This is a genomic window from Stenotrophomonas sp. 57 (assembly GCF_030291075.1).
In the GTDB taxonomy this organism is placed as follows: domain Bacteria; phylum Pseudomonadota; class Gammaproteobacteria; order Xanthomonadales; family Xanthomonadaceae; genus Stenotrophomonas.
Map to the genome: position 1 here is coordinate 1,956,305 of NZ_CP127407.1, position 21,423 is coordinate 1,977,727.

The 21,423-nt window shown below is 67.8% G+C and carries 21 protein-coding genes; 16 read left to right on the top strand and 5 right to left on the bottom strand.

Translation table 11 applies throughout. The features are described from left to right. Positions 1-47: 47 nt before the first annotated feature. Together QP512_RS09050 and QP512_RS09055 are read right to left on the bottom strand one after the other, a co-directional pair. A complete protein-coding gene (locus QP512_RS09050) occupies positions 48-407 on the bottom strand; it encodes a response regulator (RefSeq protein WP_286071790.1) in 360 nt (119 codons plus the stop codon). Next, a complete protein-coding gene (locus tag QP512_RS09055) occupies positions 397-1,533 on the bottom strand; it encodes a PAS domain-containing sensor histidine kinase (protein ID WP_286071791.1) in 1,137 nt (378 codons plus the stop codon). The genes QP512_RS09050 and QP512_RS09055 overlap by 11 nt, the downstream gene beginning before the upstream one ends. A gap of 178 nt (positions 1,534-1,711) precedes the next feature. Here QP512_RS09055 and QP512_RS09060 point away from each other — a divergent pair, with 178 nt between their 5' ends. The 5 genes from QP512_RS09060 to QP512_RS09080 all read left to right on the top strand — a co-directional run bounded on the left by QP512_RS09060 (position 1,712) and on the right by QP512_RS09080 (position 7,863). Beyond that, positions 1,712-4,825, top strand: a complete 3,114-nt coding sequence (locus tag QP512_RS09060; RefSeq protein WP_286071792.1) for a response regulator — start codon at positions 1,712-1,714, stop codon at positions 4,823-4,825. Continuing rightward, complete coding sequence (locus QP512_RS09065; protein WP_286071793.1) at positions 4,822-5,646, top strand: CheR family methyltransferase; 825 nt, start codon at positions 4,822-4,824, stop codon at positions 5,644-5,646. The genes QP512_RS09060 and QP512_RS09065 overlap by 4 nt, the downstream gene beginning before the upstream one ends. Then, complete coding sequence (locus QP512_RS09070) at positions 5,646-6,221, top strand: chemotaxis protein CheB (protein ID WP_286071794.1); 576 nt, start codon at positions 5,646-5,648, stop codon at positions 6,219-6,221. Before QP512_RS09065 ends, QP512_RS09070 begins: the two co-directional genes overlap by 1 nt. Further along, entirely contained in the window at positions 6,218-7,351 is a 1,134-nt protein-coding gene (locus QP512_RS09075) for a hybrid sensor histidine kinase/response regulator (RefSeq protein WP_286071795.1), read from the top strand. The genes QP512_RS09070 and QP512_RS09075 overlap by 4 nt, the downstream gene beginning before the upstream one ends. A gap of 83 nt (positions 7,352-7,434) precedes the next feature. Then, the gene (locus tag QP512_RS09080) at positions 7,435-7,863 is read left to right on the top strand and encodes a BLUF domain-containing protein (protein ID WP_286071796.1); all 429 of its coding nucleotides are present in this window, start codon (positions 7,435-7,437) and stop codon (positions 7,861-7,863) included. Positions 7,864-7,878: 15 nt separating this feature from the next. On the opposite strand, the gene QP512_RS09085 is transcribed toward QP512_RS09080, so the two are convergent. After that, a complete protein-coding gene (locus tag QP512_RS09085; protein ID WP_286071797.1) occupies positions 7,879-8,199 on the bottom strand; it encodes a metalloregulator ArsR/SmtB family transcription factor in 321 nt (106 codons plus the stop codon). An 86-nt stretch (positions 8,200-8,285) separates the two neighbouring features. Here QP512_RS09085 and QP512_RS09090 point away from each other — a divergent pair, with 86 nt between their 5' ends. The 3 genes from QP512_RS09090 to QP512_RS09100 all read left to right on the top strand — a co-directional run bounded on the left by QP512_RS09090 (position 8,286) and on the right by QP512_RS09100 (position 10,253). Next, complete coding sequence (locus tag QP512_RS09090; protein WP_286071798.1) at positions 8,286-8,723, top strand: YeeE/YedE thiosulfate transporter family protein; 438 nt, start codon at positions 8,286-8,288, stop codon at positions 8,721-8,723. Further along, entirely contained in the window at positions 8,720-9,133 is a 414-nt protein-coding gene (locus QP512_RS09095) for a DUF6691 family protein (RefSeq protein ID WP_286071799.1), read from the top strand. Before QP512_RS09090 ends, QP512_RS09095 begins: the two co-directional genes overlap by 4 nt. A gap of 67 nt (positions 9,134-9,200) precedes the next feature. Beyond that, positions 9,201-10,253, top strand: a complete 1,053-nt coding sequence (locus QP512_RS09100) for a linear amide C-N hydrolase (RefSeq protein WP_286071800.1) — start codon at positions 9,201-9,203, stop codon at positions 10,251-10,253. Here QP512_RS09100 and QP512_RS09105 read toward each other — a convergent pair. Continuing rightward, on the bottom strand, positions 10,250-11,026 hold the full coding sequence (locus QP512_RS09105) for a DUF6491 family protein (protein ID WP_286071801.1): 777 nt from the start codon (positions 11,024-11,026) through the stop codon (positions 10,250-10,252). The genes QP512_RS09100 and QP512_RS09105 overlap by 4 nt on opposite strands. Positions 11,027-11,107: 81 nt before the next feature. Between QP512_RS09105 and QP512_RS09110 the strand changes: the two genes are divergently transcribed. From QP512_RS09110 to thrC, 5 genes are all read left to right on the top strand, one after another. Continuing rightward, positions 11,108-11,803: an AraC family transcriptional regulator gene (locus QP512_RS09110; protein WP_286071802.1), complete on the top strand. Its 696-nt coding sequence runs from the start codon at positions 11,108-11,110 to the stop codon at positions 11,801-11,803. A 174-nt stretch (positions 11,804-11,977) separates the two neighbouring features. Further along, on the top strand, positions 11,978-12,928 hold the full coding sequence (locus tag QP512_RS09115) for a DMT family transporter (RefSeq protein WP_286071803.1): 951 nt from the start codon (positions 11,978-11,980) through the stop codon (positions 12,926-12,928). A 357-nt stretch (positions 12,929-13,285) separates the two neighbouring features. Then, on the top strand, positions 13,286-15,790 hold the full coding sequence (gene thrA, locus QP512_RS09120) for a bifunctional aspartate kinase/homoserine dehydrogenase I (protein ID WP_286071804.1): 2,505 nt from the start codon (positions 13,286-13,288) through the stop codon (positions 15,788-15,790). After that, complete coding sequence (locus QP512_RS09125) at positions 15,787-16,701, top strand: homoserine kinase (RefSeq protein ID WP_286071805.1); 915 nt, start codon at positions 15,787-15,789, stop codon at positions 16,699-16,701. The genes thrA and QP512_RS09125 overlap by 4 nt, the downstream gene beginning before the upstream one ends. A 29-nt stretch (positions 16,702-16,730) precedes the next feature. Then, entirely contained in the window at positions 16,731-18,017 is a 1,287-nt protein-coding gene (gene thrC / locus QP512_RS09130; RefSeq protein WP_286071806.1) for a threonine synthase, read from the top strand. Positions 18,018-18,103: 86 nt separating this feature from the next. On the opposite strand, the gene QP512_RS09135 is transcribed toward thrC, so the two are convergent. Next, a complete protein-coding gene (locus QP512_RS09135; RefSeq protein ID WP_106549679.1) occupies positions 18,104-18,856 on the bottom strand; it encodes a helix-turn-helix domain-containing protein in 753 nt (250 codons plus the stop codon). Between the two features lie 126 nt (positions 18,857-18,982). Between QP512_RS09135 and hisS the strand changes: the two genes are divergently transcribed. The 3 genes from hisS (at position 18,983) to QP512_RS09150 (ending at position 21,391) form a co-directional block, all read left to right on the top strand. Then, the gene (gene hisS / locus QP512_RS09140; RefSeq protein ID WP_286071807.1) at positions 18,983-20,380 is read left to right on the top strand and encodes a histidine--tRNA ligase; all 1,398 of its coding nucleotides are present in this window, start codon (positions 18,983-18,985) and stop codon (positions 20,378-20,380) included. Further along, positions 20,380-20,673 (top strand): hypothetical protein, encoded by a 294-nt coding sequence (locus tag QP512_RS09145; RefSeq protein WP_286071808.1) that lies wholly within the window; start codon positions 20,380-20,382, stop codon positions 20,671-20,673. The genes hisS and QP512_RS09145 overlap by 1 nt, the downstream gene beginning before the upstream one ends. A 391-nt stretch (positions 20,674-21,064) precedes the next feature. After that, positions 21,065-21,391 (top strand): YerC/YecD family TrpR-related protein, encoded by a 327-nt coding sequence (locus tag QP512_RS09150; RefSeq protein ID WP_286071809.1) that lies wholly within the window; start codon positions 21,065-21,067, stop codon positions 21,389-21,391. Positions 21,392-21,423: the final 32 nt, after the last annotated feature.

Here is a 21,423-nt window from a genome sequence, read left to right on the forward strand (position 1 = left end):
GGCTCGGCACTACAGGTATGAAATGCCGGGCCACGCCCGGCGTCGGGTCATTCCTGCCTGAGCAGCTGCACCAGCTGGCGCAGGCGATAGGGCTTGGGCAGGAACTCCACCTGCTCGGGCAGCGGCGGCAGCTGCGAACGCGCGTAGCCGGATGACAGGATCATCCGTGCCTGCGGCTGTTCGCGGGCGACGTGCTCGCTCAGCTCGATGCCGGACATGCCGTTGGGCATGCTGACGTCGCTGAACACCACATCGAAGCGCGCTTCGCTCTTCAGCAGGGCGGCCGCTTCGTGTGCATCCGCAGTCGTGGCCACGTCGATGCCGAGATCGCGCAGCGCCAGCCCGATCATTTCACGCAGATCGGGCTGGTCTTCCACCATCAGTACGCGGATCGGGTCATCGGTCATCGGCAGGGTCCTCCATTGCGGGTAGCAGCAGGCTGACCGTGGTGCCGACACCGGGCGTGGTGGACACGTCGACGAAGCCGCCGCTCTGGGTAGTGAATCCGAACACCTGACTCAGGCCCAGGCCGCTGCCTTTGCCGATGTCCTTGGTGGTGAAGAAGGGCTCGGTGGCCCGTTCGGCGATCTCGGCCGCCATGCCGTGGCCCTCGTCGCAGACGCTGAGCGTGACATAGCCACGTTGCAGGGTGGAGTCTGCATCCGGGTCGAGGCGCCGTTCCAGTGCGGTGCCGACCAGGATGCGCCCGCCTTCGGCGGTGGCGTCCACTGCATTGGCGACCAGGTTGGCCAGTGCGGCCTGCAGCTGCATCGCATCGGTGTTCACTGCGGGCAGGCTGGGCGTCAGCCGTACATCCAGCACCACCGTGGGTGGGCAGGCGCGCTGCAGGTCCGGCAGCCATTGCCGTACCAGCGTATTGATGTCCACGGGCTCGCGGATCAGGGTCTGCCCGGTGCTGAATGCCAGCAGCTGGCGGGTCAGCAGCGCGCCGCGGTCGGTGGCGGCCTGGGCAACATCCAGCAGCTCGGCCGCGCGCGCATCGTCACCACTTACGCGCAGCGACAGCAGGTCCAGCGCGTTGCCGATAGTGGTCAGCAGGTTGTTGAACTCATGCGAGAGGCCACGGCTGAGGCGGCCGACAGTCTCGAACTGCTGGGTGTTGCGCAGCGCACGCTGGGCATCGCGCAGCAGCCGTTGTGCCTGCCACTGCTCGGTGATGTCGCGGGTGATCTTGACGAAGCCGAGCAGTTCGCCGGCTTCGACCACCGGCTCGATGACCACGCTGGCGCGGAACGATGACCCATCACGGCGTACCCGCCAGCCTTCGCTGGCGACATGGCCCTGCTGCGCCGCGACGCGAAGCAGGCGTTGCGGCTCGCCGGCCTCGCGGTCGGTGGCCAGATAGAAGCGTCCGAAGTGCGTTCCCACTACTTCAGCGGCTGAATAGCCCTTTATGCGTTCTGCGCCCGGATTCCAGCTGCACACGATGCCTTCGGGATCAAGCAGGTACAGCGCATGGTCGCGCACGCTGTCGATCAGCAGTCGCAATTGGCGGGAAGGGTCCGTCAGCACGGACGTCGTAGAAGCGGCTGCGTCCACGTGGAAATGAGTATTACCTCAGGGAGGGACGTGAAGCTAGGCACTGCAGTGTGAAGGGTGTGTGCAGGTATGGCACGTGCCAATGGTCCTGTGCGGCTGAATGCGACACGGAGTACCATCACCCACCCTTCGTCTTCTGGAACCGACCTGCATGCGTCCTGGTGCGACTCCGCGTGACCGCTGGATCTGGATGGCCTCCGCTGTGCTGCTGGCCGCGACCATCGCGTTGGAACTCGTGGTCCCGCTGGGCTACGCCGTGTGGCTGGCCTATTTCCTGGCCGTGGGCGTCACGGTGTTCCAGCGCAGTGCGCGCGCTCCGTTCATCGTGGCGGCGGTCGCCTGCGTGCTGCTGGTCATCGGATTCAACATCGCGCCCGCCAGTTCCAATTCGGCGTTCTCGTTCGTCAACCGCAGCATCGGCGGCTGCGCGTTCCTGATGATCGCGCTGATCGTCTCGCGGGCCATCCAGGCGCGGCGGGAGGCAATGCGGGCACTGTGGCTGCAGGAGGCCGAGAACGCGGTGGCGATGAGCCTGCGCGGCGACCTCGGCCCGGAGCAGATCGCCGAGGCGGCAGCCACCAGCCTGGGCGCGCAACTGGAGGCCGACGTCGGTGCCGTATACCGGCTGGACGGGGGGCGGTTGCAGCTGACCGGTGGCCTGGCGTTGCCGTCCGGCATGCCGGCGTCGCTGGCATTGCAGGAGGGCGTGGCCGGGCAGGTGGCGCGGGACGAGCGCATCCGTCACCTCCAGGGGGGCGACGACGCGGAACTTGAGCTGCAGACCAGCCTCGGGCGCCTGTCGGTGCGCGAGCGCATCCTCGCGCCGATCAGCAGTGACGGCAGCGTGGTCGGCATCATTGAGCTGGGACGCGCGCGGATGGGCGAGCAGCAGGATCTGGATCGCGAGCTGCTGAAGCGCTGTGGCGAGACGATCGGCATGGCCCTGCGCGCTTCGCTGCTGCGCGCACAGCTGGTCGTGCTGCTGGAAGAATCCCAGCGCCAGGGCGAGGAACTGCAGGCGCAGCAGGAAGAGCTGCGCGTGGCCAACGAAGAGCTGGAAGAGCAGAGCCGCAGCCTGCAGCAGTCGCAGAGCCATCTGGAAGAGCAGCAGGCCGAGCTGGAGCAGAGCAACGTGCAGCTGGAAGAGCGCACCCACGAGCTGGAAGCGCAGAAGCAGGCGCTGCTGGTCGCGCAGTCGCAGCTGGTGCGCAACAGCAACGAGCTGGCGGCGACGTCGCGCTACAAGTCCGAATTCCTGGCCAACATGTCGCACGAGCTGCGCACGCCGCTGAACAGCTCGCTGATCCTGGCCAAGCTGCTGGCCGACAACAAGGACGGCACGCTCACCGAGGAGCAGGTGAAGTACGCCCGCGCGATCCTGTCGTCCAACAACGACCTGCTGGCCCTGATCAACGACATCCTCGACCTGTCCCGCATCGAGGCCGGCCATGTCGAGCTGGCCGATGAGGTGGTGGTAGTGGACAGCGTGCTGCAGCGCCTGCGCGAGACGTTCGAGCCGATGGCGCGGCAGAAGGGCCTGGCCCTGCAGATCGAGGCGGACGCGCTGGCACCGAGCCAGCTGATGGCCGACAGCCAGCGCCTGCAGCAGATCCTGAAGAATCTGCTGGCCAATGCACTGAAGTTCACCGAGCACGGCAGGGTCAGCCTGCAGGTGCGCGCCGGTGGCAACGGTCGCATCCGCTTCGAGGTCAGTGACAGTGGCATCGGCATCGCACGCGAACAGCTGCAGGTCATCTTCGAGGCATTCCGCCAGGCCGATGGCAGCACTCGCCGCCGCTACGGCGGCACCGGCCTGGGGCTGTCGATCTCGCGCGACCTGGCCGAACGCATGGGTGGCAGCATCCAGGTCGACAGTGAACCGGGGCGTGGCAGCTGCTTCATTCTGGAGCTGCCCTTGCAGGGCGCACCTGCAGCGGGCTCGACCGACATCGCCGCGGTCCCCGCGGCATCGGCAGCCCTGGCCCCGGCCCCGGCCGTGGCGCAGGCAGCGCCGATGCCGGCAACCGCTGTGCCTGCGGCGAACGCGTTTACGTCCGGTGTGGCCGACGATCGTGGCCGCCGTCAGCGTGCAGGCCGGCTCATCCTGGCTGTGGAGGACGACGCCACCTTTGCCGAGGCCCTGGTGTCGCTCGCCCATGAGCTCGACTTCGACTGTGTGGTGGCGGGTACGGCGGAGGAGGCGCTGGCCCTGGCCAGCGAACTGCGTCCGAATGGCATCCTGCTCGACATCGGCCTGCCGGATGTGTCCGGCCTGAGTGTGCTGGAACGCTTGAAGCGCAATCCGGAGACCCGCCACATCCCGGTGCATGTGGTTTCGGCGATGGATCGCAGCCAGGTTGCGCGCGAACTGGGCGCGATCGGCTTTGCGATCAAGCCGACCACGCGCGAACGCCTGGTATCGGCCATCGAACAGCTGGAGCAGACCAGCCAGCGCGACGTGCGGCGCCTGCTGATCGTCGAGGACGACAACGAGCTGCGCCACAACCTGGAGCTGCTGCTGGGTCGCGACCAGCTGCAGATCGTGGCGGTCGGTACGCTGGCCGCCGCGCTGGAGCAGCTCAGCAACGTCACCTTCGACTGCATGGTGATGGACCTGTCGCTGCCTGACGGCAGCGGCTACGACCTGCTCGAGCACATGGCCGGCAATGACGACGTCGGCTTCCCGCCGGTGATCGTCTACACCGGCCGCGCGCTCAGCCGTGAGGAAGAACAGCGCCTGCGCCGCTATTCGAAGAGCATCATCATCAAGGGCGCGCGCTCTCCAGAGCGCCTGCTGGATGAAGTGACCCTGTTCCTGCACAGCGTGGAAGCCAGCCTGCCCACCGACCAGCAGCGTCTGCTGCGCGAAGCACGTCGCCGCGACACCGTGCTCGACGGGCGCACCGTGCTGCTGGCCGAGGACGATGTGCGCAACATTTTCGCGCTGTCCAGCGTGCTTGAGCCGCTCGGCGTCACCCTGGAAATCGCCCGCAATGGCCAGGAGGCGGTGGATCGCCTGGCCGAACGCGAGGTCGACCTGGTGCTGATGGACATCATGATGCCGGAGAAGGATGGGCTGGCCGCCATGCGCGAGATCCGCGCGCAGCGCCACCTGCAGGATCTGCCGATCATCGCCCTGACCGCCAAGGCCATGCCCGACGATCGCGAGCGCTGCCTTCAGGCCGGCGCCAATGACTACATCGCCAAGCCCATCGACGTCGACAAGCTGGTCTCGCTGTGCCGCGTCTGGTGCTCGCGGCAATGAACGAGCAGGCGCTGTTCGACCTGGAACTGAAGGTCCTGCTGGAAGCGCTGTACCAGCGCTACCACTACGATTTCCGCAGCTATGCAGTGTCGTCGCTGCGCCGGCGCATGCGCCAGGCCATGCAGCGCTATGAGTGCGAGCGGTTGGCCGATCTGCAGCACCGCCTGCTGCACGAGCCGGACCTGTTCGCCCAGGCGATGCAGTTCTTCACCGTGCAGGTCTCTGAGATGTTCCGCGACCCGGCCTATTTCCGTGAGCTGCGCGAACAGGTGGTGCCGGTGCTGCGCACCTATCCCTCGGTGAAACTGTGGGTGGCCGGCTGCAGCACCGGCGAGGAAGTCTGGTCGCTGGCGATCCTGCTGCACGAGGAGGGACTGCTCGAGCGCAGCATCGTCTATGCGACCGACATCAACCCGGCGGCGCTGGCCACGGCCGAAGCCGGGGCTTACGGCATCGACCGGATGGCCCAGTTCAGCCGCAACTACCTGGCCGCCGGTGGCACCGCGTCGCTGTCCGACTACTACGCCACCGCCTACGATGGCGCGGTGTTCGACCGCCAGCTGCGCCGCAACGTGGTGTTCGCCGATCACAGCCTGGCCACCGATACCGTGTTCTCTGAAGTGCATCTGGTGTCGTGCCGCAACGTGCTGATCTATTTCAACCGCGATCTGCAGGACCGCGCGGTGGGCCTGTTCCGCGATGCGCTGGTGCATCGTGGCTTCCTCGGCCTGGGCAGCAAGGAATCGCTGCAGTTCGGTCGCCACCACGATGCCTTCGAGGTCTGTTCGCGCGAGCACCGCCTGTATCGGAAGGTGGCCTGATGGCTGCGCCGGCATGTCCCGCGCTGCTGGTGATCGGCGCGTCGGCCGGCGGTGTTGCCGCGCTGCAGACCGTCCTCGGCGCATTGCCGGCCGGGCTGTCGGCACCGGTACTGGCCGTGCTGCACCTGCCGCGTGACCGCACCAGCCGCATCGCCGAAGTGCTGGCGCCGTACTGCGCGCTGCCGGTGCGCGAAGCCGAGGACAAGCAGCCGCTGCAGCCCGGTTCGGTGACCTTCGCGCCACCGGACTACCACCTGCTGGTGGAGGACGCCGGTTCGCTGGCGTTGTCGGTGGACGCGCCGGTGCTGTTTTCGCGCCCGGCCATCGATCCGCTGTTCGAATCGGCCGCAGCTGTGTTCGGCGCGCGCGTGCTGGCCCTGCTGCTGACCGGCGCCAGCAGCGATGGCAGCGAAGGCGTTGCTGCGGTGCGTGCGGCCGGTGGCCATGCCTGGCTGCAGTGTCCCGAGGAGGCCGAGGCATCGATGATGCCGGCGTCCGCCCTGCAATACGCCGGCGCCGACGCCGTGCTGCCCCTTGAATTGATGTGTCGCCGCCTGAAGGAGTTGTTTGCATGAACCTGCTGCCACCGGACCCTGCGCAGTCGCAGACCCCGGTCAACCTGCTGATCGTCGATGACGTACCGCAGAACCTGGTAGCCATGCAGGCCCTGCTGCAGCGCGAAGGGGTCAACCTGCTGCTGGCCGGTTCGGGCGCGCAGGCGCTGGAATTGTTGCTGGAGCACGAAGTGGCCCTGGCTCTGCTCGACGTGCACATGCCGGAGATCGATGGCTTCACCCTGGCCGAGCTGATGCGGGGTTCGCATCGCAGTCGCGATGTGCCGATCATCTTCCTGACCGCCTCGCCGGATGATCCGCTGCGCGTATTCAAGGGCTATGAAACCGGTGCGGTCGATTTCCTGCACAAGCCGGTGGCGCCGCAGGTGATCCTCAGCAAGGTCAATGTGTTCATCGAGCTGTACCAGCAGCGGCAACTGCTGAAGGCGCGCAACGAGGCGCTGGAGCGTGCGCTCAAGCTCAACGAGACGATGGCAGCGGTGCTGACCCACGATCTGCGTACGCCGCTGTCGGCCATCCTGTTGTGTGCCGACAAGCTGGCGCTGGACCTTCCCGGAGACAACACCGGCGCGCAGCAGACGCTGCAGTACCTGGAGGCCAGCACCCTGCGCATGGCACGCATGGTCGAGCAGCTGCTGGACTTCTCGCGGATCCGCAGCGGCGGCCTGCGCCTGCAGGCCAGTGCCTGCGATCTGGCCGACGTGACCCGCGCAGTGGTGGCCGAGGCGGGCAGTGCGCATGGAGCGGACCGGATCCACCTGGACATGCAGGGAGATACGCGCCTGCAGGGCGATCTGGATCGCCTCGGCCAGGTCGCTGCCAATCTGGTCGGCAATGCGCTGACCCACGGCAGCGAGGCGAGGGTGGACGTGGATGGGCGCGATCCGCGCGCCGTGCTGCTGAGGGTCAGCAATGCGGGCCAGATCGACGAGGCGTTGCTGCCGCGGTTGTTCGAGCCGTTCAAGGCCAGCTTCCACCAGAGCAAGGGCCTGGGCCTGGGCCTGTACATCGTCGACCAGTTCGTGCGCGCGCATGGCGGCCGTATCGCCGCGCGCAACGAAGCGGGGCAGGTGGTGTTCGAAGCGGTGCTGCCACGGCGCTTTGACGGCGCGGCGACGACCGCAGCCTGAATCCTTCAGGCAGGGTGGCCCGGTAGTGAGACGAGCGCGCCCGCAACTGCTACTGTGGGCGCACCTCCTGCCAGGGAAGCGCCATGCCCTTGCGCGCCATCGCCTACGTCAGCCGGGCGTTGCCGGATCTTTCCGCCGAGCGCCTGCAGGAGGTGGTCGAGGACGCGGCACGTTTCAACAGGCTGGCCGGGGTGACCGGCGCGCTGCTGCATGACGGAGAGCGTTTCCTGCAGTACATCGAGGGGCCGCCGGACGGCATCGATTCGGTCTACGAGCGCATCCTGCAGGCCGGCAGCCATATCGACATCATCGAACTGGCGCGCGGCCGACTCGGCCAACGTCAGTTTCCGTACTGGTCGATGCGTTCGTTGCCGGTGAATGCCGCGCTGTTGCGCCAGTTGTCGTCCAGCGACTGGTCGGGTTTCGCCCGCACGCTGGAGGGAGATCGTGCCGCGCCGACGCCGATGGACCTGCTCGACGACGTCGTGCAGCCGGTGGTGCACGCCAGCTGAGCGTGTGCCGGCGGGTCAGCCGGCCGGGGCCCCGCAGTAGGCCGCGTGCAGTGCGTGCAGCACGCCCAGCGCGGGCCCTTCAACCACCCGGTAGTGGATCGCCTGCGCTTCGCGCCGGGTCGCCACGATGTCCAGCTCGCGCAGCACTGCCAGATGCTGTGACAGCGCCGATGCACTCAGCCCGGTCAGGGCCTGCAGCTCCGGTACGGGGGCCTCCCCTTCCACCAGGCGGCACAGCACGCGCAGGCGTGCCGGGTGGGCCAGGCGCTTGAGCAGGGCGGCCGCCTGCGTGGCATGTTCGGCCATCGCAGTGCTGTCGAGTTCGGCGCCGGGCATGGTTGACCTTTGTGTTTAGAAAAAGCTAATTTAGAAAAATCTAAATAAAAGGGCAAGCCAATGAATGCGACCGATGGAGGTGCGGCATGAGTCTGCCGTGGACGGCAGTGGCGGGCGGCGCGCTGATCGGGGCGGCAGCGGTCGTGCTGCTCGCTGCCACCGGGCGCGTGGCCGGAATCAGTGGGATCGCCGCGGGCACGCTGCGCGCAGGGCCGGGCGAACGTGCCTGGCGCTGGTCGTTTCTGCTTGGCCTGCTTGGCGCTGCAGGTCTCACGCTGTGGTGGCAGCACCTGCCCGGTACCGCGCCACGCATGTTGCTGCGCGATGCCATGCCCGCCTGGCAGCTGGTCGGCGCCGGCCTGCTGGTCGGCTTCGGTACGCGGCTGGGCAATGGCTGCACGAGTGGTCACGGCGTCTGCGGCATGGCCCGTGGTTCGAAGCGATCGCTGGTGGCCGTGCTGGTATTCATGGCCTGCGCGATGCTGACCACCTTCCTGATCCGCCACGGCGGAGGTCTGGCGTGAGTCGCGCGGTAACGGCCGCTGCGCTGGCGGGTGCACTGTTCGGCGCGGGGCTGGCGCTTTCGGGAATGACTGACGCGCGCCGTGTGCTTGGCTTCCTCGACATCACGGGCGATTTCGATGCCACGTTGATGTGGGTACTGGGGTCGGCGCTGCTGGTCAGTGCAGTCGGCCAGCGCTGGGTGCTGCGACGACGGCAGCCGCTGTACGCGGACCGCTTCCAGTTGCCTGCCGCCCGGGCCGTCGATGCGCGCCTGTTGCTGGGTGCCGCGCTGTTCGGCATCGGCTGGGGCTGGGCAGGCTATTGCCCCGGTCCTGCCATCGCCGGGTTGGCGGTGACATCCCGTGAAGCGTTGTGGTTTGTACCCGCGATGCTTGCAGGATTCTGGCTGCACGACCGCTTCCTCCGCTGAGGCTTCACTCCTGTGTCACCGCCCTTGCGGTCCTATGCACGGACCACGGGGAAAGGAGCGCAACGAGATGGCACGGATGACGTGGATGGGACGGACGGCGCTGGCCGTCGCGCTGGCTGCGGTGGTTGCGCCGGCAATGGCATGCACCCGCGCGGTGTATCTGGGCGACAACGGTGATGTGATCACCGCGCGCTCGATGGACTGGAAGGTCGATGTGGCGACCAACCTCTACGTACTGCCGCGTGGCATCGCGCGTACCGGCCAGGCCGGCCCGAAGTCGTTGGCCTGGACCGCGCGCTACGGTTCGGTGGTGGCCACCGGCTACGACGTGTCGACCACCGATGGCATGAACGAAAAGGGCCTGGTGGCCAACCTGCTGTGGCTGGTCGAATCGGAATATCCGCAGCAGCGCGGCAACAAGCCGGGCCTGGCGATTTCGCTGTGGGCGCAGTATGTGCTGGACAACTTCGCCACGGTGGACGAGGCAGTGGCGGCGCTGAAGCGCGAACCGTATTCAATCGTCACCGACAAGGTGCCCGGCGAGGATCGCCAGGCGACGCTGCACCTGTCGCTGTCCGATGCCAGTGGCGACAGTGCCATCGTCGAGTACATAGGCGGTCGCCAGGTGATCCACCATGACCGGCGCTACCAGGTGATGACCAACTCGCCGATCTTCGAGCAGCAGCTGGCGCTCAACACCTACTGGCAGCAGATCGGTGGCACGGTGATGCTGCCGGGTACCAACCGTTCCGCCGACCGCTTCGCGCGCGCGTCCTTCTACATCAACGCCATTCCCAAGGCCGAAGACCCGGTCGTGGCGCTGGCCAGCGTGTTCAGCGTGATCCGCAATACTTCGGTGCCCTACGGCATCACCACGCCGGGCGAGCCGAACATTTCATCCACGCGCTGGCGCACCGTGGCCGACCACAAGCGGAGGTTGTACTTCTTCGAATCCGCACTGACCCCGAACACGTTCTGGGTCGATCTGAACAAGGTCGATTTCGGCGGCAAGGTGCTCAAGCTGGACCTTGGCCCGGACCAGCGCAATACCTTCTCCGGTGATGCACTGGGCCAGTTCGTACCCAGCGCACCATTCACCTTCCTCGGCGTCGACGGTTAGTTCGACGCCTGGCTGGCAGCCGGATACACCGCCTGGATCGTGCAGCTGCCGCGGGTGTACTGCGGCAGCGGTGCCAGTGAGGGATTGCGCAGGTCGCCGTTTTCGAAATCGGCAGTGAGGATGCGATCGCCCGGATTGCCGCAGATCAGGCCATTCTGCATGCCGGAACGGAAGCTCAACTGTGGCACCCGGTCGAGCTGGCGGCAATGGCTGCCCAGCTCCACGCGGTAGTAGCGATGGCCGCCATTGCGACGCGGGTTGGTTTCCACCAGCATGCCCTGCGGGTCGGACGCCCAGGCACGCACGTTGCGGGCCGCGAAGCAGTAGGACGCCGAGCCGCCAAAGCCGCGGCGGACCTCCTTGCGCTCAAGGATGGTCATGGCGGGCAGGGTGGCGGTGCGCAGGCGATCGCTGTCGCGGGCCACGCTGGCAAAGTCCCGGTTCTCTACGGGCGTGACCGCGCTGACGGCGCAGCTGCGGCCATCGACCACGACGCGCTCGCTGGGGCGACCGCAGGCCCAGCCCGCAGGCGCTTCCAGCTTCAAGGTGGTGGCCGCGCGGACGCCGGGGCAATCCTCGCTGAAATCGACGCGATAGGCCTGGCCGGAGGCGGCGCGCAGGGCGATCGAACGCGGTGATGCCTGCTCCACTTCCTGGACACCGACAGCGTCCATGCAATGCGGGGCCGGCGGCGTACGTTCCTGCGCGGAGGCCGTCGCGGCCAGCGCCAGGCCGAGACTGGCGAACACCTGATACAGATTCGGATGGGTCATGACCTGCACTCCCTGCGTTGGATGACGCATCGACTATAGCAGCGGTTTGCGCGGCCGTTGTTACACGCGCACACTGCCCGGATGGGCGCCATCTTCCACCTGCGGCACTACGGCCAGGCCACCGGCCTGGACCGCCATGACTATGCGCAGTGGGTGCTGCCGCTGCAGGGTGAGCTGCAGTTCGAGATGGAAGGGCGCGGTGGCCGCCTGGACCTGCTGCAGGGCGCTTTCGTCGCGGCCGGTGAAGCGCATGACCAGATGGCCGATGGCCCGAATGGTTTCGTGATCGTGGATTGTGCGCCGGGCGTGCTCGATGACGCCACCCAGGAACACCTGTGCCGCCAGCGCTGGCTGCACCTGCCGCTTGCGCTGCGCCGAAGCCTGGCCGATGTACAGGCCGGGCGGCCCATGCCGGCGCTGCTGCCGCAGTTGCTGCAGGCCTTTGCACCTGCCGGCAGTGGCGCTCGCATGCAGGGGCTGTGTGCGGCGGTGCGGGCCGAGCCGGGGCAGGCGTGGCCGGTGGCACGCATGGCCGTGTTCGTGGGTGTCAGCGAGAGCCGGTTGCACGCGTTGTTCCAGCGGGAGTTCGGGCTCAGTCCGCAGGCCTGGCTCAGTGCGTGCCGGTTGCGTTGGGCCAAGCACCAGCTGCGCGCCAGCACCGCGTCGATCAGCGATATCGCGCTCGCTGCAGGCTATTCCGAGCAGAGCGCACTGACCCGCGCGCTGCGCCGCGAGTGCGGCCAGACCCCTGCCGCATGGCGCCGGGGTGCCATCTGATCTGTAGCGCCGAGCCCACGCTCGGCTACTGTTGTCTACACAGCGGGCAATCGCAGCCGGGCATGGGCTCGGCTCTACAGATCAGCGACCGCGCAGGGCAGTAGCCTGGGTCAAGAGCGCCCGCTGGCCAGCGCTTACACTGCGCGGCCTGTTCTCTCCCCCCGAAGAGCCCGAATGCGCAACAACCCGATGGCCCTGGGCATCGCCAATGGCGTTGCCGCCGGCGCGCTGTGGGGCGTGGTCTTTCTCGCGCCCGCCGTGCTGCAGTCCTTCAATGCCCTGCAACTATCGGCCGGCCGCTATCTGGTCTATGGCCTGATCGCGGTGGTGCTGCTGTTGCCGCGCTGGAAACGGCTGGCGACGAAGCTTGGCCGCGCCGAATGGATCGGCCTGCTATGGCTGAGCCTGGCCGGCAACCTGGTGTACTTCCTGCTGCTGGCCACCGCCGTGCAATGGGCCGGTGGTGCGGCGGCGTCGCTGATCGTCGGCCTGATTCCGGTGGTGGTCACCCTGGTCGGCGTGCGTGAGCAGGGCGCGGTGCCGCTGAAGCAGCTGCTGCCGGCGCTGGGCCTGTGCGTGCTCGGCGTGGCCCTGGTCGGCTGGGAAGCCCTGATGTCCGAGCACCTGGCAATCCCGTGGCGGCAGCGCCTGATCGGCCTGTTGTGCGCGTTCGGTGCGCTGTTCTCGTGGGCGCTGTACTCGATCGGCAACAGCCGCTGGCTGGCGCGACGGCCGGACCTGTCCAGCCACGACTGGTCACTGCTGACCGGCGTCACCACCGGCGGCCTGGCCCTGCTGCTGGTGCCGATGGCCCTCATCGGCGACACCGGCAGCCATTCGGCGGCGCAATGGAGCGGGTTCTGGGCGATCAGTGCCGGTGTGGCAGTGGTGGCCTCGATCCTCGGCAACGCATTCTGGAACCGGGCCAGTCGCTTGCTGCCACTGACACTCACCGGGCAGATGATCGTGTTCGAAACCCTGTTCGCGCTGTTGTACGCTTTCGCCTGGCAGCAGCGTTGGCCGACGCTGCTGGAGGCGCTGGCAATCGTGTTCCTGGTGGCGGGCGTGATGCTGTGCGCGCATGCACATCGCACGCCGCGGGCAATCGCCGAACATGCCGGCTGAATAGGGTCAGCAAGCGTGCTGATGTCGAATTTGTCTCAGTTGCAACCAAATGCCGGCACGTTGACCGATGATCGCCGCAGCGGATTTTTGCACCGCAGCACTTGACAGCCGCCCGGCGCGCAGTGTTTTCTGTACGCCATGGTCCTTGATGCCGCCCACGCCAGCCTGATCGCCCCCGCCACTGCGGGCCGTTCGACTGCGCCGGTCGCCACCACCACCATTACCACCACCACCGTCACCACTCGCCTGGTGCGGCCCGTCGTCTTCGTGTAACTCCCGAAAACCACGGCCCCGCACCATCCAGGTGGCGGGGAGACTCGACACCTGCATGCGACGGGGCCTCCTGCCGAGGTCTGCATGTCTTCCCACGCCCCCGCCCATCCCGTTGCCCCGGCCGATCTGGCTGCGCCGTCCACTGTCGTGCACAAGTTCGGCGGCACCTCGGTGGCCGATGCCGAACGCTATCGCCATGTTGCCGGCCTGCTGCTGGCCCGTCCCGAATCGCTGCAGGTCACTGTCGTCTCGGCGATGAAGGGCGTCACCGACGCCTTGATCGAGCTGGCGCAGCTGGCGGCCAAGGGCGATGAGGGCTGGCGCGAGGCCTGGCACGCGTTGCGCGCCCGTCATCGCGGCGCTGCCGTGGCGCTGCTCGGCGAGCAGGTGGGCGATACCGTGGACTGGATCGATGCCCGCTTCGACCAGCTCGCCGAAGTGCTGGCAGCGCTGGCGGTGATCGGCGAGCTGCCCCGCGAGGTGCTCGACCGTGTGCAGGGCCTGGGCGAAGTGTTTTCCGCTCAGCTGCTCGGCACGCATCTGCGCGCGCTGGGCGAAGACTGCGCAGTACTCGACGCGCGTGATGTGCTGGTGGTCGGGCACGGGGAACTCGGCGTGGATGTCGACTGGGAAGCCAGCGCTGACCGCTTGGCCAGATGGCGCCTGCAGCATCCCCAGTCGCGCCTGGTCGCCACCGGCTTCGTGGCCCGTGACCGCCATGACCGCATCACCACGCTCGGCCGCAATGGCAGCGACTACTCCGGTGCGATCTTCGCCGCGCTGTTCAATGCCGATGAGCTGCACATCTGGACCGATGTCGACGGCGTGCTGTCGGCCGACCCGCGGCTGGTGCCCGAGGCGGTGCAGCTGGAATCGCTGAGTTACGACGAAGCCTGCGAACTGGCCTACTTCGGCGCCAAGGTGGTGCATCCGCAGACGATGTCGCCAGCGATCCGCCTGGGTCTGCCGATCTTCATCCGCAACACGTTCCAGCCGGCGCATCCGGGCACGCGCATCTCTGCCGAGCGCTCGCCGCGTGGGCCGGTGAAGGGGCTGACTCTGAGCCCCGGGCTGGCGCTGCTGAACCTGGAAGGCACCGGCTTGATCGGTGTACCCGGTACGGCCGAGCGCGTGTTCGCGGCCCTGCGCCAGGCACAGGTGTCGGTGGTGATGATCTCGCAGGGGTCTTCGGAGCATTCGATCTGCTGCGTGGTGCGGGTCGCCGAGGCCGCACGCGGTCGCGAGGCGCTGCTGCACGCATTCGCGCACGAGCTGTCGGTGGGCCAGGTGCAGCGCGTGCAGGTCAGCGAGGGCGTCAGCGTACTGGCCGCGGTCGGCGACGGCATGGCCGGCCAGCCCGGTGTGGCGGCGCGGCTGTTCGAGGCACTGGGGCGTGCGCAGGTGAACATCCTGGCGATCGCGCAGGGCTCGTCGGAGCGCAACATTTCGGTGGCGGTGGACAGTGCCGACGCCACCCGGGCATTGCGTGCTGCACATGCCGGCTTCTGGCTGTCGCCGCAGACGTTTGCGGTGGGCGTGATCGGGCCGGGCAATGTCGGCGCGGCACTGCTGGATCAGCTGCTGGCGGCACGCCCGCAACTGCTGGCCAAGGCCAATGTCGACCTGCGCCTGCGTGCGCTGGCCTCGCGCTCGCGCATGCGGCTGGAAGTGGACGGCCTGCATGCCGATTGGCGGGAGGCACTGCAGGAAGCGGGCGAGTGCAGCGACCTGGATCGTTTCACCGAACACCTGCTGGCCGCGCACCTGCCGCACGCGGTGGTGATCGATTGCAGTGGCAGCGCTGACGTGGCCGAGCGCTACGAGGGCTGGCTGGCGGCCGGCATCCATGTGGTCACCCCGAACAAACAGGCCGGTGCCGGGCCGCTGCCGCGCTACCAGCGCATCCGCGCCGCCGCGGCGGCCAGTGGCGCACGCTTCCGCTACGAGGCCACGGTGGGTGCGGGCCTGCCGGTAATCACCACGCTGCGTGATCTGGTGGATACGGGCGACGAGGTGCTGGCGATCGAGGGTATTTTCTCCGGTACGCTGGCTTGGCTGTTCAACCGCTTCGACGGCAGCCAGCCGTTTTCTTCGCTGGTCGCGCAGGCGCGTTCGATGGGCTACACCGAGCCGGACCCGCGCGATGACCTGTCCGGCGTGGACGTGGCACGCAAGCTGGTGATCCTGGCGCGCGAGGCCGGCCATGCGCTCAGTCTGGAGCAGGTGCGGGTGGAAAGCCTGGTGCCGGCACTGCTGCGCGCGGGCGGTGTGGATGACTTCATGGCGCGCCTGGGCGAGTCCGATGCCAGCCTGCTGCAGCGGTTGCACGATGCGCGGGCGCGCGGTGCCGTGCTGCGCTATGTGGCACGGCTGGGCGCCGATGGTGCTTCGGTCGGCCTGCAGGAACTGCCCGCCGATCACGCCTTCGCCAACCTGCGCCTGACCGACAACGTGGTGCAGTTCCGTACCCGCCGATACTGCGACAACCCGTTGGTGGTGCAGGGGCCGGGCGCTGGCCCGGAAGTGACCGCCGCCGGTGTGTTCGCCGACCTGCTGCGGGTGGCCGCCGGTGAAGGAGCACGCCTGTGATCGCACGTGCGTTCGCGCCTGCGTCGGTGGCCAATGTTGCAGTGGGCTTCGACATTCTTGGTCATGCCATCGCCGGTGTTGGCGATACGGTGAGCGTTCGCCGCATCGATGAACCGGTGGTGCGCATCGAGGCGATCCGTGGCAGCGCGGTCGAGCTGCCGTTGGAAGCGGCCGGCAATACGGCTGGAGCTGCGTTGATCTCACTGCGCGAGCAGCTGGGGCTGGCGTTCGGCTTTGCGATCGAGATCGACAAGGGCATCCCATTTGGCTCGGGCATGGGCGGATCGGCGGCGTCATGCGTGGCGGCGCTGGTGGCCGCCAACGCGCTGCTGGATGCGCCACTGTCGCGCGAGGCGCTGTACCCGTTCGCGCTGGATGGCGAGGCGGTGGCCAGCGGGGGCCGCCACGGTGACAACGTGGGTCCGTTGCTGCTGGGTGGTCTCGCGCTGTGCACCGCCGACCGCCTGCTGCCGATTCCGGTGCCGGCCAACTGGCACAGCCTGCTGGTGCATCCGCACGCGGTGCTGGAAACACGGCGCGCGCGCCAGGCGTTGCAGGGTAGCTACGCGCTGGGCGAGTTCGTGGCACAGAGTGCGAACCTCGCGCTGGTACTCAGCGGTTGCCATCGCAGCGACGCCGCGCTGGTCCGTGCCGGCCTGCGCGATGTGCTGGTGGAGCCGCGACGCGCCGGCCTGATTGCGGGCTTCGAGGCCGCACGCGATGCGGCGCTGTCTGCCCATGCGATGGGCGCGGGCATTTCGGGCGCGGGCCCCAGCGTGTTTGCCTGGTTCGAGGACGCCGACCAGGCCCGCGCCGCTGCGGTACCGGTGCAGGCCGCCTTCGCTGCCGCCGGTTTCGGCAGCGATGCCTGGGTGTCGCCGCTGGACGCGTCGGGAGCCCGGCTGTGCTGAATCCTTCTCCCTTACTGGATACCCAACCCATGCAATTTGTTTCGACCCGCGGCCAGTCTCCGGCCGTTGGCCTCAGTGCGGCCATCGCCGCAGGACTGGCGCCTGATGGTGGGCTGTATGTGCCCCAGGTGCTGCCGACGCCGCGTGAGCTGCAGGCGGGTGCGACGCTGGCCGATACCGCCACCGATCTGCTGGCACCGTTCTTTGCCGGCGATGCGCTGGCGTCCGCGCTGCCGTCAATCTGCCGTGAAGCCTTCGACTTCCCGGTGCCGCTGCGCCCGCTCGGCGATGGCGACCACGTACTGGAGCTGTTCCATGGGCCGACGGCGGCGTTCAAGGATATCGGCGCGCGTTTTCTGGCCGGTACGTTGTCGCGGCTGCAGGCTGGCCAGGATCGCGACCTGACGATCGTCGTCGCCACCTCCGGCGATACCGGTGCCGCGGTGGCGGCGGCGTTCCATCGCCAGCCCGGCGTGCGGGTGGTGGTGCTGTATCCGGATGGCCGCGTGTCACCGCGCCAGGCACACCAGCTCGGCTGCTTCGGAGACAACATCCAGGCGCTGCGCGTGGCCGGTGCGTTCGACGACTGCCAAGCGATGGTCAAGCAGGCGCTGGCCGACCGCGAACTGCAGGCGCAGGTGCCGCTGAGCTCGGCCAACAGCATCAGCCTGGGTCGCCTGCTGCCGCAGATGAGCTATTACGCGCATGCGGCACTGACCCATCATGCTGAAACCCGTCGGCGGCTCAACCTGGTGGTGCCGACCGGCAACCTTGGCAATGCCATGGCCGCGGTGCTGGCGCGCGCGTTGGGCGTGCCGATCGGGCAGATCGTGCTTGCGACCAATGCCAACGCGGTGCTGCCGGCGTACTTCAATGGCGGTGACTACCAGCCGCAGGCCAGCGTGGCCACCGTGGCCAATGCCATGGACGTGGGCGCGCCGAGCAACTTCGAGCGCCTGCGCTGGCTTTACCACGGCGATGACGCCGAGCTGCGTGCGGCGTTCCGTGCGTTCGCGGTGGACGACGTGACCATTCGTGCCACCATCGCCAGTGCGCATGCGAGCCGTGGTGAGCTGTTCTGCCCGCACACGGCGACGGCGGTGAAGGTGCTGCAGGACCTGCGTGCGCGCGGCGCCAAGGGTGACTGGGCCGTGGTGGCCACTGCGCATCCGGCCAAGTTCGAAGCAGTGGTCGAGCCGTTGATCGGCGAAGCGGTGGCGGTGCCGCCGGCGCTGGATGCACTGTTGCAGCGGCCTGCGCACGCGGAACCGTTGGCCGCGGAGTATGCGGCGTTGCGCGAGGTGTTGTTGGGTTGAGCAGGAGCCACCGGGCATGGCCCGGCGCTGCCGAAGGTCAGCGAGCGGGGCAGCGCCGGGCCATGCCCGGCGAGCGCAGGCGGAGGTCAGGCCAGGCCTTCGCCCGCCAGTCCGCGCAGTCCGTCCTCGTCGAGGATCTCCACCACATTAAGGTGGGGCAGGGCGATCAGCCCCTGCTGGCGAAGCTTGGTGAAGGTGCGGCTGACCGTTTCCATGGTCAGGCCCAGGTGGTCGGCGATATCGCCACGGCCCATCGGCAGCGAGACGCGCAGGCCATCGCCGCCCAGCTTGGCCTCGCGCGCAGCCAGGCGCAGCAGGAAGTCGGCCAGTTTCTCGGCCGGCTGCAGGCGCGCCAGTGCCAGCGCGGCGTCCTGTGCAGCGTCCAGCTCCTGGCAGGCACGCTGCAGCAGCTTGCGCTCCAGATGCGGGAAGCGGCTGCGCAGCGCCTTCATCTGTGGCAGCGCGACGCGGCACACGCGGCTGTCGGCGATGGCCTCGATGTCGTAGCGGTGGTGGTCACTGCCGCTCAGCCCCAGGTAGTCGCCGGGCAGCACGAAGCCGTTGATCTGGCGGCGGCCGTCGGCCAGGGTGCGCACCAGGCGCAGTGCGCCGCCGGTCAATGTATAGACATGCTGGCGCTCTTCGCCGGTACGGGCCAGCGTGCTGCCCATCGACACCTGCTGCGAAACAGTGACCTGTTCCAGCGCCTGCACTTCATCGGGCGACAGCGCCGAGCACACCGCAAGGTGGCGAACCGAGCAGTGCAGGCAGTCCAGCGTGGTGCAGGACGGCGAGGCGGGATCGTTGGTGGCGGGCGGGGCGCCGGAAGGCCTTGACATGTTGCGGGGGCGTATCGCGGGCGGGGAGGGCCTTATGATACTTCAAGCGGCCGTTCGACCTTGCCGGAGGCGGGGGCGCTAGAATGTCGCCCCCTCCCACGTCCCGTTCCAGCAGGAGTTCCGCCCGTGATCAAGCCCCGTACCCCGCCCGGCACCCTTGAACTGCTGCCGCGCGAGCAGATTGCGTTCCAGCGCATGCTGGACGTCATCCGCCGCAACTACGAGCGCTTCGGGTTCCTGCCGGTGGAGACGCCGGTGTTCGAGCTGTCCGACGTGCTGCTGACCAAGTCCGGTGGCGAGACCGAGCGCCAGGTGTATTTCGTTCAGTCCACCGGTGCGCTGGCCAACGCCGCCGAATCGGGTGATCGTTCGCTGCCGGAAATGGCGCTGCGTTTCGACCTGACCGTGCCGCTGGCCCGCTACGTGGCCGAGCACGAACACGAGCTGACCTTCCCGTTCCGCCGCTACCAGATGCAGCGCGTGTACCGTGGCGAACGTGCCCAGCGCGGTCGTTTCCGCGAGTTCTACCAGTGCGACATCGATGTGATCGGCAAGGACAGCCTGAGCGTGCGCTACGACGCCGAAGTGCTGGCGGTCATCCATGCGGTGTTCTCGGAACTGCGCATCGGCGATTTCAGCATCCAGTTGAACAACCGCAAGCTGATGCGCGGCTTCTTCGAAAGCCTGGGCGTGGCCGAGGGCGAGCGCCAGCTGGCCGTGCTGCGTGAAGTGGACAAGCTGGACAAGCGCGGCGCCGATTACGTGCGCGACACGCTGGTGGGCGACGGCTTCGGGATTCCGGCCGAACAGGTCGAGAAGATCCTGGCGTTCGTGGCCGTGCGTTCGCAGGGCCATGCCGATGCGCTGGCCCAGCTGGCGGCGCTGGAAGCCAATGCTGCATCGTCGGACACCCTGCGCGCCGGCGTGGCCGAACTGCGCGAAGTGCTGCAGTTGGTACAGGCGCTGGGCGTGCCGGAAAGCGCGTACTGCCTGAACTTCTCCATCGCCCGCGGCCTGGATTACTACACCGGTACCGTGTACGAGACCACGCTGACCGACCATCCGCAGATCGGCTCGATCTGCTCGGGCGGCCGCTATGAAGACCTGGCCAGCCACTACAGCAAGTCCAAGTTGCCGGGCGTGGGCATCTCCATCGGCCTGTCGCGCTTGTTCTGGCAGCTGCGCGAGGCCGGCCTCATCGACGGGATCGAAGCCAGCAGCGTGCAGGCGCTGGTGGCGCTGATGGACGAGCAGGGCATGCCGCAGTCGCTGGACATTGCCCGCCGCCTGCGCGCCGGTGGCATCAACACCGAAGTGCAGATGGAGCCGAAGAAGATCGGCAAGCAGTTCCAGTACGCGGCAAAGGCGGGTATCCGCTTCGTGGTGCTGGCGGGTGAGGATGAGCTGGCGCGTGGCGTGGTGGCGGTGAAGGACCTGCTGCGCGAGCAGCAGTTCGAAGTCTCCCGCGACGAGCTGGCCAGCACCCTGCAGGTGGAGCTGGAGCAGTCCAAGGCGATGGCGTGATGCGGGCCGCGGCAGGAGGGCTGATCGCCCTCCTGCTGGCGGGCTGCCAGAGCGACCCGGCGCTGCACAGTGCACGGATGGGGCCGGCACACTACCGGCTGCAGGTCGATCGCTGCCACGTGATCGACCGCGCGCAGCTGGAGGATGACCTGCGAGCCCTGGCCGCTCGGACGTGCGCGGCGGGCGAGGGTGTGTTGGAGAACATCCAGCCGCTGCCGAGCCGGCAGGGCAGCCTGTTCGGCGAATGCCTGCGGCGTGGGGCGCTGCAGGGCGAGGTGCGCTGCCTGCCTTGAGTCGGCCCAGGTTGTTGATTTGAAAGCAGAACGCCCGCCCTTTGGTGGGCGTTCTGCGTTTCCGGACGAAGCCCAGTCGAGCATGGCTCGACTCTACAAAAGCTGTTCTCGATCACTTTCCCAGCGAGATCCAGCAGATCGCGGAAAACTGTCGAAGGCGGGGTGGGTCCGGTTGAGGGGGCGTGAGCCGCATGGATGCGGCGACCGAGCTTACATGGACGTACTTGCAGCGCCCCCTCAACCGGATCCATCCCGCCAACCCTCAGCAACCAGCTTTGGCCTTTGCTCCAGCTTCTGCGGGTGCAGGGCGGCAGCCGTGCCGCCCTCCCACCCCCTCAGATTTGACGCACTGCGCAAGAATGCGCTAATGTACTAACGCGCTATTACATTGATGCAAGAAATCCGCCCCGTGAAAGCCCGCCCCGACATTGCCGCCAAAGATCCGAAGGCCGACCTGGAAGCCCTGGCCCGGGCCTTTGCCGCCCTGCGCGAGCCTGAGCAGGTGGAAGCGTTCCTTCGCGATCTGTGTACCCCCGCCGAACTGGAAGCCATGGCCGACCGCTGGAAGGTGGTGCCGCTGCTGCAGCAGGGCGTGCCGTATCGCGAGATCCACGAGCGCACCGGGGTCAGCGTGACCACCACCGGACGGGTGGCACGCACGCTTGAGCATGGCCATCGAGGCTATGCCGCTGCCATCGACCGCCTTGCTTCGCGCTGATCCGCGCCCCGTTCCGAACTTCGAGACCTCCC